7 protein-coding genes are annotated in these 15,252 nt (G+C 48.3%); all 7 read left to right on the forward strand.

Annotated features, from left to right (window positions below; all coding sequences use genetic code 11):
- Positions 1 to 16 precede the first annotated feature (16 nt).
- Positions 17 to 541, forward strand: a complete 525-nt coding sequence (locus Q8M62_RS01895; RefSeq protein ID WP_304899845.1) for a GNAT family N-acetyltransferase — start codon at positions 17 to 19, stop codon at positions 539 to 541.
- 83 nt (positions 542 to 624) lie between these two features.
- Positions 625 to 1,431 (forward strand): metallophosphoesterase, encoded by an 807-nt coding sequence (locus Q8M62_RS01900; RefSeq protein ID WP_304899846.1) that lies wholly within the window; start codon positions 625 to 627, stop codon positions 1,429 to 1,431.
- Between the two features lie 273 nt (positions 1,432 to 1,704).
- On the forward strand, positions 1,705 to 2,637 hold the full coding sequence (locus Q8M62_RS01905; RefSeq protein WP_304899847.1) for an aldo/keto reductase: 933 nt from the start codon (positions 1,705 to 1,707) through the stop codon (positions 2,635 to 2,637).
- A 157-nt stretch (positions 2,638 to 2,794) separates the two neighbouring features.
- Positions 2,795 to 3,820 (forward strand): zinc-binding alcohol dehydrogenase family protein, encoded by a 1,026-nt coding sequence (locus Q8M62_RS01910; protein WP_304899848.1) that lies wholly within the window; start codon positions 2,795 to 2,797, stop codon positions 3,818 to 3,820.
- Entirely contained in the window at positions 3,821 to 4,639 is an 819-nt protein-coding gene (locus tag Q8M62_RS01915; RefSeq protein WP_371134617.1) for a TIM barrel protein, read from the forward strand.
- A gap of 241 nt (positions 4,640 to 4,880) precedes the next feature.
- A complete protein-coding gene (locus Q8M62_RS01920; protein WP_304899850.1) occupies positions 4,881 to 5,222 on the forward strand; it encodes an L-rhamnose mutarotase in 342 nt (113 codons plus the stop codon).
- A 1,247-nt stretch (positions 5,223 to 6,469) separates the two neighbouring features.
- Positions 6,470 to 15,166: a GH36-type glycosyl hydrolase domain-containing protein gene (locus tag Q8M62_RS01925; protein ID WP_304901380.1), complete on the forward strand. Its 8,697-nt coding sequence runs from the start codon at positions 6,470 to 6,472 to the stop codon at positions 15,164 to 15,166.
- Positions 15,167 to 15,252: the final 86 nt, after the last annotated feature.

Consider the following 15,252-nt stretch of genomic DNA (forward strand, 5'->3'; position numbering starts at 1 on the left):
TAAACCACAATCGACCTTGCTGAAGGAAAATTTTTTAATCAGAAATGCCCAACCGAGTGAATTTGAGGAGACCGGTCAATTGATGGTCGAGGTCTACTCCGAGCTGAAAGGTTTTCCGAAACAAGCTGATTTTCCGGAATACTATGACTTGCTGCTTCATATCGGTAAGCTCACCGAAAAACCCGAGGTCACCCTTCTGGTCGCTTTGGGCCCCGAAGAAGAAGTTTCGGGCGCGGTGGTTTATTTTGGAGACATGAGTCAATATGGCTCCAAGGGAATCGCACCAAATGAATCAAATGCTGCTGGAATCCGATTTTTGGCTGTTTCCAACAGCGCAAGGGGTCAGGGAATCGGAAAGGCATTGACGCTGGCATGCATCCAAAAAGCCAAAGAATCCGGACTCGAACAGGTGATTCTTCATACTACTCACACGATGATGACCGCTTGGAAGATGTACGAGGGAATGGGATTTCAGCGAGCTGAGGAACTGGATTTTTTTCAGGGGGATTTACATGTCTATGGCTTTCGGTATTTTCTTTGATCCGGAACTTAAGCTTGGTTCTGCCCTACAATCTTTCCCGTCCAATCCCTGATTTTTCTTTTAGAATCTCCTAATTTAATGGAATGCAAAGACGTCCTTTCCTCCACAAAATCAGTTTAATCAGCAGCTCCCTGATGTCCATACCATTCATTTCCTTCGGAAAAGCAGATTTCCCCAAAGCCACGCGTCTCAAATTCATCACTGCTTCGGACGGACATTTCGGGCAACCCGACACAGACTATGAAACCTCCCACCGCAACTTGATCGAAGCAATTCATCGGGAGGAAAATGTGGATTTTGTGGTTTTCAACGGGGATTTGATCCACGACGAACCCAAATGGATGCCGGAAGTCAGAAAGGTCTACGACACACTCCAAGTGCCCTACTATGTATGCAAGGGCAACCACGACCGAATTTCGGAAAACAGTTGGCTTCAAATCTGGAACCAACCCGCAGACTTCGCTTTCACCAAAAAGGATAACTACGGTTTCCTATTGCTCAACTGCTCCAACGAAGCAGGGGACTACCTATGCGCAAATATTGACTTTGCCAGAGCTATTCTTGACGAATACAGCAAGCTTTCCCATGTCTTTCTTTTTGTCCACATTTCCCAAAATGACTGGACCCGACATGGGGTGGCTTGTGAGGATCTGCTCAAACTGATCGCAAGCTACCCAAATGTCAAAGCGAGCTTTCATGGACATGACCACGACGTGGACGGGATCATGATCAACCGCAAAAAGCCTTACCTCTGGTCAGGACACTTTGGCGGCAGTTGGGGTAATCCTTTTCCAAGCTATCGGGTTTGTGAAGTGGGTGAAGACGGCAAGACGATCACTTACCTCAAGTCAGTCAAAGACGGGATGATCCTGAATGGACACAACCTTTGATTTTTCAAACCACTAACGTAAAGGATTTTTACCACAGAGAAAATTGGAGATTGGGAGTTGATTTAACGATGAAAAATCTGCGAAGATCCGCGAATTTTTTCTGCGGAATTCTGTGGGAAACAGTTCATCCCCTATTTCAAAAATCTTAGCGTCTTAGCTCCTTTGTGGCAAAAAAACCCATTCCTAAAATCCCAACTCAGGACTCCCCCCTTCAAAAAATCTACTATCTTGTTTTCCCAAGCTTTAAAGCTAATCAAACCTAGCCCATCACCTATGCAATACCGCACCTTAGGAAAAACAGGTCTGGAAGTTTCCATTCTGGGATTTGGAGCCTCTCCCCTGGGAAATGTTTTTGACCCGGTAGATGAAAAAGAAGGGATTTCCGCCGTCCACTATGCCTTGGATCAGGGGGTCAATTTCTTCGACGTTTCCCCATTTTACGGTCTCACTTTGGCCGAAAGCCGACTTGGAAAAGCATTGGAAGGGTCTCGGAAGGACATCATTCTCGCCAGCAAATGCGGCCGCTACGACTTGCAGCATTTTGACTTTTCCCGAAAAAAAATCCTCCAAAGCATCGACGAGTCCCTAGTCCGATTGAAAACTGACTACCTCGATCTTTTCCAAATGCACGATATTGAGTTTGTAGACAAACAAATCATCCTAGAAGAAGCAGTTCCTGCCATGCAGGAGGTGGTCGCTTCCGGCAAAGCCCGCTTTTGGGGAATCACAGGTCTGCCGGTCCGCTACCTCGCACAAATCGCCCGGGAGACGAATCCTGACACCGTCCTCTCTTGGGGACACTACAACCTGCTGGAAGACGAAATCAACGAGGAACTCGTGCCCCTTTCACTGGAAATGGAATTCGGCTTGATGAATGCTGCACCGCTGATGCAGCGCATCCTTTCAGACGGAACTTTGCCCCCTTGGCATCGCTCCCCTCCTGAGGTCAAAGCCATGCAACCTATTCTGCTGGAGCTCTGCAAAAGCTACGGCGTACGGCTGAGTGATGTGGCTTTGCGCTATGCCATGGATCATCCCTATATCGCCACGACCATTATTGGCATGTGCGAACTCGAGGTCGTCAAACAGAATGTGGCGGCTTTGGACTTTGAAATACCCGAAGTATTGCTTGAAAAAATCGAAACACTGCTCGCCCCGGTGAAGAACAGGATGTGGTTTGAGGGGAAGGAGGAGAATAATATTTAGTATCAAGATGTTAGACTTAAGTATCAAGAGTTTAGAATCAAAGACAAATTTGGATTGTCAGGCTGAGCGGAGTCGAAGCCATTACTTAATTATTAATCAAAAATAAATTAACAAATCAGCTATGGACTATGGTCTGTCGACTGTTGACTAAAAACCTATGAAAGCCCTTTTTCTTACCGAAGTCGGAAAATCTGAAGTCCGCGAAATCGAAAAGCCCGTTCCAAAACCCAATGAAGTCCTCCTCAAAGTAGAAATGGTCGGGTTTTGTGGGGGAGATATGAATGGGTTCAAAGGCCTTTTCCCCCTTCAGGAATATCCCAACATCCTCGGACATGAAGTGGGTGCGCTTATCGAAGAATTGGGCGGAGATGTACCGCAGCAGTTTCGAATCGGCTCCAAAGTCACCCTCTACCCCTATCTCGCTTGCGGCACCTGCGTGGCTTGTCGCAAAGGCCGGCCCAATGCCTGCAAAACCAACAAAACCATGGGAGTGCGTCGTCCCGGCGCAATGACGCGCTATGTCTGTGCTCCCTGGCAGGATCTTTTCCCCTCCGATAAACTCAGCTTCCGTGAGCTTGCCCTTGCCGAACCACTGACTGTAGGCTTTCATGCTGTGGCTCGAGGAAGAGTAAGTGCGGAAGATTGCGTGGCGGTCTTGGGTTGTGGAATCGTAGGCCTCGGGGCTGTAGCCTCTGCAGTCAACCGAAATGCAACAGTCATCGCTATCGACTTGGACGATTCGAAGCTTGAAATCGCCCGCAAGATCGGCGTCGCCCATACCATCAATCCATCCAAAGAAGACCTGCATGCGAGACTTCAGGAGATCACAACTGGCGATGGTCCGGATGTGATCATCGAAGCCGTCGGAAGCCCTACGACCTACCAGGCTGCGGTGGAAGAAGTGGCCTTTTTGGGAAGGGTGGTCTGCATTGGCTATGCCAAAGCACCCGTGGAGTTCAATACCTCGCTTTTTGTCCAAAAGGAAATCGAAATCCTCGGCTCGAGAAACTGTGTGGGCCGAACTGATTTTCCTGAGGTGATCGCTTATCTGGAAGCCGGAAAATTCCCTGTGGACGAAGTGATCTCCAAAGTGATCTCCATCGACGAGGGCCCTGAAACTTTAAAATCCTGGGCCGAAAATCCCCAGGGAATTGTCAAAATTATGATTGACTTTGACCGATAAATGATGATACAATCTGCTGTGACGATTGCTTTGGTGCCACAAATCAAATCCGGCCCCTGGATATTTTGGGAAGACTTGGAGCAAAGCATGAAAAAAGCCGCTGCCTTGGGATTTGATGGTATTGAACTTTTTACCTCTTCAGCCGATGCCATTGATCCAGACCATCTGGGTGAATTATTGGAAAAATACCAACTTCAGCTTGCGGCGGTGGGTACCGGTGCCGGAAAAGTCATCCATGGCTTGACCCTCACTGATCCTGATCCGGAAATCCGAAAAAAGGCCATTTCCTTCATCTCAGACATGATTTCTTTCGGAGCAAAGTTTGGGGCACCGGCAATTATTGGATCCATGCAAGGCAATGTGCTTCCAACCGGAGACCGAGAAGAAACCCTTACTTGGCTCGCTGAAGGTTTGGAAATTCTCGGAAAACAAGCCGAATCAGAAAGAGCATTTCTGATCTATGAACCGCTAAATCGCTATGAAACCAACTTGATGAATACACTCGCAGCCGGAGGCAGTTTTATTGAAAAACACCGGCTGAACAAGGTCAAACTTCTGGCAGACCTCTTTCACATGAATATCGAGGAGGAAAACCTCGCCCAGTCTATTCTGGATTTTGGAAAGCACATTGGTCACGTCCATTTCGCTGATTCCAACCGCAAACCGATGGGCTTGGGCCATACCGATATGGGACCAATTGCGGAAGCTATGAAAGAAATCGGATATGAAGGTTATGTCTCTGCGGAGGCTTTCCCCTCTCCCAATCCGGATACCGCAGCGGAGCAGACGATTCAGGAGTTTAGGAAATGGTTCAGGTAAATAGGAAGTACGAGATACGAAGTACGAAATACGAAATACGAAGTACGAGGCTCTGGAAAGTGTGAAGTTTTTGATAAATGGATACCTTTCTAGTTTTGGAAATTAACCCCTAAAATAAAATTGAGTACATAACATCAAAGGAAATTTAAGACCAATAAGACCGCTGCGATCCTACCTACTTCGCGATGACGAAGAAAACCTTAACACCTTAAAACACAATTTCCCAACCTCCTAACCTCCCATGAAACGCTTCTGCCTCACCCTCGACCTGATCGACGATCCCGAATCTATCCGAATCTATGAAGCGCATCACGCTCCCGGTGCCGCTTGGCCCGAAGTCACACAGCATGACATCGACTGTGGAGTGTTGAATATCGAGATCTTCCGAACGGGGAATCGGATGTTTATGATTCTGGAGACAGGCGATGACTTTACCTTTGAGAAAAAGGCCGAAATGGATGCCTCAAACCCGTTCATCGCTAAATGGGAAGCCCTGATGTGGGGTTTCCAACAGCCCATCCCTTGGGCAAAACCGGGTGAAAAATGGGTAGTGATGGATCGGATTTTCAAGTCAGGGCTTTAAGGAAACCTTTGAGTGCGCCGCGGCGTACTCGAAGGTTTTTGATTTTGACCTTAAAGGAATCGAAGGAACGCGATTTTTTTACCACAGAGAAAAAAGAGAGTTTGATTTAAAGGATTCTTGACCTTCATCTAAACTCCAATCTTCCTATCTCTCTTTGATCTTTTTTGAGAGAACGGAGGTATGCGCTTCGCTTTTTGGTCGTTTTTGCCATGCTTCGGAAGGCCGGAAAGGAGACGGACTCCAACAAAGACTTTTCTTTAAGCGAAGCATTCCATACATCTTTGCGATTTTTGCGCCTCTGCGGTGAATGATTTTTTACCACAGAGAAAAATGAGAGTTTGATTTAAAGGATTCTTGACCTTCATCTGAACTTCAACCTTCCCATTCTCTCCCTATCCTTTCTTGAGTGCACAGAGGTACGCGCTTCGCTTTTTGATCGTTTTTGCCATGTTTCGGTAGGTGGGAAAGGAGACGCATTCCAACAAAGACTTTTCTTTAAGCGAAGCAATCCATACTCTTTGCGATTTTTGCGCCTCTGCGGTGAATGATTTTTTTACCACAGAGAAAAAAGAGAGTTTGATTTAAAGGATTCTTGACCTTCATCTAAACTCCAATCTTCCTATCTCTCTTTGACCTTTTTTGAGAGCACAGCGATATGCGCTTCGCTTAAATAACTTGGTAATTCCATCTCTTCATTCTGGAAAAAATCTGCGTTTGTCTGTGACTTTTTCCCAACAATTCCCGGATCTGAGCTCTATTTTGAAAATTATTTTTTTCTTTTTCGGGCTGCTTCCAGATCTCTCAAATTGCTCAGAAAACAAAAAACCGGAGGGCTTTTTTGCGTGATAATTGCAAAACCAATCCCTTTTTCCCGCTTGTAAATCAGAACTCAATCCTCAATAAGGAAATCCATTTCTGGCTTGCCTTACTTTATCAGTTTTCAAAATAATTTTAGTTTAACCTTATTCTTCAGTCAATTAGCTTAACTGAAACCAGTCATTTTAGTGTATATTTAAAATAATTGAGGGAGGAGGACTGACACCGGACCATTTTTTATTTCATGAAAGCGCCTTAATTCTGAATTGATGCAGGGCTCATGGAAATTATTCATTTGTCGGTGATTATCATTTTCAAATTCCTCAGAAGCACTATCAGTCCAAGGGCTCAGGCCTAAGGTATTTCCGAATCAAGTGGCCGGGGATTTTTCCTGCACGTTAGCAAAAGTGTAGGGGCATAATTTACTATCTATGAAGGAACAACTGACAGTCTCATTTAACATCAACTTTTTGAAGGAGAGCGCCATTAGTTTGGCCAAAATTCACAAGGTCTCCCCCTCCTCCAACAGATCGATCCCGATTAAGCCGATTCTGGAAGACTCCAAAGAGATACTTACCGAGACCTATCGGGCCCTTTCGAAATATGTGAAATCAGAAAAAGAGATTTCGCCGGCTTCAGAATGGCTCATGGACAACTTTTACATCATTCAGGAACAGATCGTACAGATTGCGATTGACTTCCCAAAAGCCTATCAAAAAAACATCCCCATCCTGACCATTGGGGAGCACAAGGGCTTCCCTAGGGTATATGAGATCGTGCTCAATATGCTCACACACACAGATAATGTGTTGAACAATGAAGTCACGGTAGAATACATCCGCAGTTATCAGGAAGAGAAAAAGCTTTTGCTGGGAGAACTCTGGGCGATTCCCATTATGATTCGCTTGTTTCTTATCCAAGTATTGGCAGAGAAAGCCTCGCGGATTTTGGAGCAGAAAAACATCAAAAGTGAGGTTGAGAAGTTTGTAAGAAAAATTGAAAAGGAGGATTTAAAAGAGCCGGGATCCTTCGCGCATGCGATTAGCGGCTGGGCAAAAGAACATTCCGAAAAGTCAGGGCTCCTGTATCTTTTGGAGTTGTTCAATCAGCTTCAGTCCATCGGTCTGATGCACGAGGAACAAAAACGCTGGTTCAATTATCACATCAACCAATACGATATTACCCTGGAAGACGCCATGCGTTTGGAGGCACAAAAGCAGTCCAGACTTCAGGTGAATATTCAAAATGCCATTATTTCATTACGGGAAATTACCGAAACAGACTGGTCGGATTTTGTGGAGGATTGCTCCGTCATCCACAGGATTCTCAAAGAAGATCCTGCCGGGTACTATTCGGAAATGGATTTTCAGACCCGGGACAGCTACCGCAGGACTGTGGAAAAAATCAGCAGACATTCGGATCTCGAAGAATATCAGGTATCCTACCGCGCTTTGGACTTGGCAAAGGCACAAGCATTGAACAGCAATGGATCCGAAGGAACCTTGCTATTTGATTCCACGCAGGTAAAAAAACACATCGGCTATTACCTCGTCGGGGATGGATCTCCTGAGCTTAAAGAGATTGTCGGGTACTCAGCCCCACTCAGAGAGCGATTTTACAGGGCTTATGAGTCAGATTTTCGCCTTTACCTCTACACCATTTTTCTATTTGCCCTTTCCTTTGTGGGAGTCTTGTGGTTTTCCACCGGCACGATGAGTTATTCTCCTCTGCTAATCATTTCTGTAATTCTTGTTGCTCTTTTTCCGGCACTCGAACTGTCCATCATTGCGGTAAACCGGTTTTTTTCTTTTTTCCTTCCCCCTCGGGTCCTTCCCAAGATGGATTACAAGGAGAATATTCCCGACGCTTCCCGCACACTTGTCGTTGTCCCCACCCTCTTGGCATCACCGGAAGATGCATTGCTTCAGATTGAAAACATGGAAATCCATGCTTTTGCCAACCCGGACACGGGACTTCAATTTGCTTTACTTTCCGACTTCAGGGATGCGGACAGCCAGAATTTAGCAGGCGATGAAGCCATCCTCATCACCGCCAAAAATGCAATCGACGCGCTCAATGCGAAGTATTCCTCCCGGTATGGCAACAAATTTTTTATGCTCCATCGGGAACGTCAGTGGAATAAATCTGAAAACGCATGGATGGGATGGGAAAGAAAACGGGGGAAACTCGAAGAATTAAACAACTTAATCTGTGATCCCGGCGCAGCGACCTCCTACCGGTTTTTCGCCGGGGAATTCCTAGACACGCTCAATTCCACGCCGATACACTATGTCATCACCCTCGATGCAGACACAAAACTGCCGCCCGGATCAGCCACAAAACTAGTCAGCACCATCGCGCATCCGCTCAACAAAGCCCAATATAACGCGGATAAAAAAAGAATATGCAAGGGCTATGCGATCATTCAGCCCCGCATTTCATTTTTTCCCGAATCCGCCAAAAAAACCTGGTTTTCAAGAATTTTCTCCGGAAATGTGGGAATAGACCCCTATTCCGCAGCCGTCTCCGACATTTATCAGGACCTGATCGGTGAAGCCATTTTTACGGGCAAGGGTATCTATGATGTCCAAGCCTTTCACTTGGTTTTAAACAACAAGTTTCCCGAAAACAGAATCCTCTCCCATGACCTCATCGAAAGCGCCTATTTGAGAACGGGGCTGGCCACTGATATTGAATTGTTTGACGACTACCCAAGCACTTACCTGAGTTTCGTCAAACGGAATCACCGATGGACCCGGGGCGATTGGCAGATTGCTGCTTGGCTATTTCAATATGTACCGGGGCCAATGGGGAAAATCCAGAATGAGCTCAGCCTTTTATCGAAATGGAAAATCTTTGATAACCTTCGCCGTTCCCTGAATTTTTTGTTTCTGACCATTTTCTTCATCGCCGGCCTGTTTTGGCTGCCCGGATCAGGTTGGATCTGGACAGCCGCAGCTTTGGGGATTTTGGCATTCCCTACCTATGTGAGTTTTTCGAGCGACCTGCTCAACAGGCCGGCACGGGTCCGATGGAAGCTCTACCTGGAAAAAGTGCGGGATAACCTGAGAATAAATACCGTTCAGGCCATTTCTACCATCATCATCGTCCCACATCAGACCGCCATTCAACTGGATGCAGCTTTCCGGACTTTGCACCGCCTATTCTTTTCCAAAAAGTGGCTGCTCGAATGGACCACGGCTTCCCATGCCGAGAAAGTCAGCCCCAATTCCCTGGGGGTCTACTTTCGATTAATGCTTATTCCCGTTTTACTGGGGATTTTTATCCTGATCACGGCCATAGTCCTTGCTCCGCCCTATTTGTGGATTGTGATTCCGGTCTTTCTACTTTGGTCCGGCTCTCCGCTTTACATGTGGTACATCAGTCAGCCCCCTAAAAAAAGCCCCGAAATTATCTCGGAAGAGGAGCAGTTGAAGCTCCGCATGTATGCCAGACGCACTTGGTTCTATTTTGAGCGATTTGTGAATGACGAGCATTATTGGCTGCCTCCTGACAATTATCAGGAAGACCCCCCACTCCCCGCCGCAGAGCGAACCTCTCCGACCAATATTGGATTGGCACTGGTATCCAACCAAGTGGCCTACAATATGGGCTACATCACCCTCGGCACCTTACTCGAGCGACAGCAGAAATCATTACAGGCAGTTCTTAATCTGGAAAAATACGCCGGCCATCTCTTTAATTGGTATGAAACCCGACTGGGAGGAGTCCTGAATCCCAAATACATCTCTACCGTCGATTCCGGAAACCTCGCCGCCAGCTTAATTGTGACCAAAGAAGCCATCATTCAAGTAATGGGATCCCGCGGGATCAACAAAAATTTCATCATCGGACTGCGAGACACTTTGTTGACGATTGAGGAAATTTTTAACGAATACTCAGATAAGGAGTCCTTTTCCAAATCATCATTTGATCAAATTCTCCATCACGCAGATTTGATGCTCAGCAAGCTCGGTACTGCATCCGCGCAGAATCAAAGTCTCAACCTGGAATTGCTGAAGGCATTAAAAGAGGACGCCGTCAATCTGAGCGCGGTCGACTTGATGTCACTCGGAAGCAATATGGATGACCGGAACAGGGAAAATCTGCTCTTTTGGATAGAAAGTCCACTCAAGCATGTCGAGCGGGCGATAGATGAATACAAATGCCTGACCCTGCCGGATCAGCTGGACATCAACGCCTATTCACCCGATGAATTGAATGTCATGCTCAAGGACAATTACCGTGATCACTCCTGCAATCTCCTACTGGAAAAATGGTTGAACCAAGCAGATGAAATCGTCGTGCTGGCCGAAAAAATGATCGACGAGATGGATTTCTCTTTTCTCTATCAGAAAAAAAGAGGCCTGTTCAGTATTGGATATAATTTGGATTCGGCACAGTTTGACAACAGCACCTATGACCTCCTGGCAAGTGAGGCACGGATTGCCTCCTACGTCGCCATCGCAAAAGGAGATGTGCCCGTCGAACACTGGTTTAGGCTGAGTAGAAGGCTCACCCGCATCAACCGGGACGAGATGCTGCTTTCATGGGGCGGTACCATGTTTGAGTACTTGATGCCTTTGCTCTTTTTTAAATCTTATCCCGACACCATGATGACTCACACCTTTCACAATGTGATCAACTGGCAAAAACACTACGGGGATGACCGGGATCTTCCCTGGGGTTTTTCTGAAAGTGCCTATTACTTTCTCAATATCGACTTACACTACCAATACCGGACTTTTGGTGTGCCGGGGCTTGGTTTGAAGCGCGGTTTGGCGGACGAATATGTCGTTGCCCCCTATGCAAGCATGCTCGCCCTGATGGTCAAATCGAAAGTTTCGATTCAAAACCTGAATGACATCGAAAAGATCGGAGGCTTCGGCCTATTTGGATTCTACGATGCGATCGATTTCACCCAATCCCACTTCACCGAGGATGTGCCCTTCAAACTAGTGAAAACCTATATGGTTCACCATCACGGGATGAGTCTGATCGCTTTGGATAATATATTGAATGGCTGCTCCATCATTGAAAACTTCCACGCGGACCGCCGTGTCAAAAGTTGTGAGCTCCTCCTGCAGGAACGCATTCCGCGTGGGGCACCGATCAAAGAACCCCATCCGATTGATGCCGAACTCGAACCTGCAATCAAATCATCTGCTAACTATGTGGCAGACCACTCCGGAATCAACGAACTCGACGCAAGTCCCCCAAGGCTGCATACGCTCTCCAATGGGAATTTCTCAGCGATGATCACGCATTCAGGCACCGGCTATTCCGGCCATAACGGGATTGTGATGAACGCCTGGAAACCGGATTCCACCATTGATCCGCTGGGATTGTTCTTTTACATCAAAGACACCGAAAGTGGAAAGTTCTGGTCGGCCATGCATCAGCCGGTCAGGAGCAAGCCCGACAGATATGACACCTGGTTTCACAACGGAAAAGTGGTCTGCTCCCGGGTGGACGACTGGATCGAGACCACCACGGAAATCTGCGTTTCTCCCGATCATCAAATCGAACTCCGGAAACTTACCCTGACCAACTATGCCGACCGAAAGCGCACGCTGGAGGTATCGAGCTATGCGGAAGTCGTCCTAAACAGGCTGGTGGACCACAATGCCCACCCTGCATTTTCCAAACTCTTTATCGAGACCGAATACCTCGAGATGCACCATTCCATCATTGCCAAGCGCAGGCCACGCAGTGAAAATGAAAAACCCATCTGGCTGGTCCACACCTTTGCCGGCAACAATCAGGACAATCTGAATACCCCGCTTTATTTTGAAACCGAGCGGTCCAATTTCATCGGCAAAGGCAGATCCCTGAGCAATCCCGAAGCCATGGATCAAGGAAACATCCTCAAGGGATTCCAGGGGAATGTATCAGATCCGATTGTCAGCTTCAGAAAACAAATCTCGCTCAACCCCGGAGAAAAAATCCAGGTCACTTTTGGGCTGGGCTTTGCCGATTCGAGAGAGGCCGCCATCCAACTGGCAGACCTGTACGACAGCCAACTTGCCGTAAACAGGGCTTTTGACCTTGCCTCGATTTACGGCTTGGTTGAGCTTAACCACCTCGCGATCAAAACCAGGCAGGCACATTATTTCCAAAAACTCGCCTCCTACCTGTACTATGCAGATCCTTCCTATCGGGCGGATAAAAAGCGCCTCCTGCTCAACCATAAAAAGCAGCAGGACCTCTGGGCCTATGGCATTTCGGGGGATTTCCCGCTGGTCATCTTCCGCATCAATGAAGCCAGCCAACTCAAGCAGCTGAAGATTTTAATCAAAGCCCATACTTTTTGGCGTCTGCGGGGCATTGAATCCGAATTGCTCATCATCAACGAACATGCACCCGGATATATCGACGAAATTCAGGAGGCCATTCAGGTGGCGATAGAGTCCTCCCTCGAGCGGGACATCATGAACCGAAGAGGCGGGATCTTCCTCTGTAGATCTGATAAAATCCAACAAGATGATCTGACCCTCCTGCTGACGGTAGCTCATGCTATTTTCGACAAGCAGCTGCCCGATTTATCCAGAATCATCCCGCCCGCGGAGACTAGCTCCTGGAACAAAGGGGATGAACCGACGAACTACCTGCCCCTAAAAGATCCCGTCTATGATATCGATGAGTTGTATGAACAAAGTCAGTCGGGACTACAATTCTTCAATGGCTATGGCGGATTCTCGGCAGATGGACGGGAGTATCATATATTGATCAAAAGAGATGTGGAAACCGGCTACCCGGTATTTCCGCCTGCACCCTGGATCAATGTGATTGCCAATGCCAAATTCGGATTTACGGTCTCCGAGCGGGGTGCCGGCTATACCTGGAGTGAAAACAGCCGTGAAAACAAGCTCAGCTCCTGGTCAAATGACCCGATCCAGGACACCCACTCCGAGGCTTTCTACATCCGGGATGAAGTCAAACGAAAGTACTGGTCTCCTACCCCCGGGCCGGTAAACAGCTCGGGATTTTATCGGGTGATTCACGGCTTTGGCTTTACCCGCTTTGAGCATTTCTCAAATAGTCTGGACCAAACGCTCATTCAGTTTGTCCCACAACATGAGCCGGTAAAAATCTCCAAGCTGATCCTGAAAAATCAGAGTGGCGAAACCCAAAGGCTCTCTGTATTCCGATATTTGGAGCGGGTCTTGGGTGTAGAGCGGACGAGCGCTTCCCGATTTGTCAATCAGGAAATCTCCGCGGATGGAAGTACCCTGTATGCCAAAAACAATTACAACAATGAGTTTGCCGGACGAACTGTCTTCTCGGCGGTCATCAATCCGATGGACACGGCGCAATTCCGCCACAGCACCGACCGGAGGACCTTTATCGGGCGAAATCGCTCCCTGAGCAAACCCCTCGCGGTCGCCACCGATCGACTGTTGGACAACCGCATCATCCTGGGCGGAGACCCCTGTTCGGTGATCCAGACCAGTTTTGATCTGGCACCGGGTCAGAGCATATCCCTCCTCTTTTTGGAAGGCGAATGTGCCAACAGAAATGAAGCCGATGCACTGATCCAGCGCTTTTCGGACAGCCTCCATACCGATGCCGAACTGGAGGCCATTCAGGAGTTTTGGAGAAAAACGCTGACAAAAGTCGTGATCACCACACCCGATCGATCCTTGGACATCATGGTAAACGGCTGGCTGATGTACCAAAATTTATCCAGCCGAATGTGGGCCCGCACGGCCTTTTATCAGGCTGGGGGTGCCTTTGGATTCCGGGATCAGTTACAGGATTCCACTGCTGCCCTCTATGTGGATCCGAAGCTTTGCCGAAATCAGATTTTGATCCATGCCGAAAAGCAATTCAAAGAAGGTGACGTCCTGCATTGGTGGCACATGCCCACCGGGCGAGGCATCCGTTCCAAAATCACCGACGACCGGCTCTGGCTTCCCTATGTGGTGGAGTTTTACTGCCAATCTACCGGGGACGAGTCCATACTGACCGAATATGCGCCATACATTTCCTCGCGGAAACTCGAAGCCTTTGAGCACGAAGCCTACCTGCACCCGCATAGCCTGGATGAAAAGGGGACGATCTACGAGCACTGCTGCAAGGCAATCGATATCTCCCTCAAATTCGGTGTCCATGGACTGCCGCTGATCGGCGGAGGAGACTGGAACGACGGCATGAACCGCGTGGGAGAAAACGGAAAAGGGGAAAGTGTCTGGCTGGGCTTTTTCATCTACCATGTGCTGACCCGCTTTGAAAAAATCTGCAGAAAAATGAATGACCCGACACGTGCGGAGCATTACCTCGCTGTAGCGAAAAAACTGAATGAGGTGCTGAATACGGAGGGCTGGGATGGAAAATGGTACCTGCGGGCATTCTACGACGACGGCACTCCGCTCGGCTCTTCCCAAAATGAAGAATGCAGGATCGATGCCATCTCTCAGGCTTGGTCGATTTTCTCGGGTGTGGCTTCCGAGGAGCGAAGCAGGCAGGTCCTGGCCGCACTCGAAGAACACCTGGTATCGGAAAAGGACAGAATCATCCGGCTGCTTGCCCCGCCTTTTGACAAGACGCCCAAGGATCCGGGCTACATCAAGGGCTACATTCCCGGTGTTCGGGAAAATGGCGGGCAATACACCCATGCCGCGCTTTGGACGGTGAAAGCCTTTGCAGAGACGGGAATGGGAGAAAAAGCCCTGCACTACCTTCACATGATCAACCCCATCAACCATGCGCTCGACCGGCAGTCGGCCAACACCTACAAGGTGGAGCCCTTTGTCGTGGTCGCGGATATCTATGGAGAAAAAGCCCTCACAGGACAGGGTGGCTGGTCCTGGTACACCGGTTCGGCCGGATGGATGTATCGGGTGGCCCTGGAGTCAGTGCTCGGCCTGCGATTGAATGGGGACTCCATTCTGCTGAAGCCCGCGATTTCGGCAAGCTGGAAAGGATTCAGCATCGACCTGAGGCTGGAGGATGAGGAGACGAGCTATCACATTCAAGTCGACAATCCACAGGGACTGCAATCCGGCCGGCTGACGGGCAGCATCGATGGGGAAGCCGTGCATTTTGAAGAAGCTGCCGCCAAGCTCCCGCTCAAGCGGGACAGGCAACACCATGAGATTTTATTGAAAATCATCAGTAAAATCTGAGGCACGGAATAGGATAGAAGGAGTCGCGCTGAAAGGGATGGGATCTGAGCTCATCCTTTTCTGTGGCTGCGGATAGGGTAGAGATC

Source organism: Algoriphagus sp., assembly GCF_030694375.1.
Classification (GTDB): Bacteria; Bacteroidota; Bacteroidia; order Cytophagales; family Cyclobacteriaceae; genus Algoriphagus.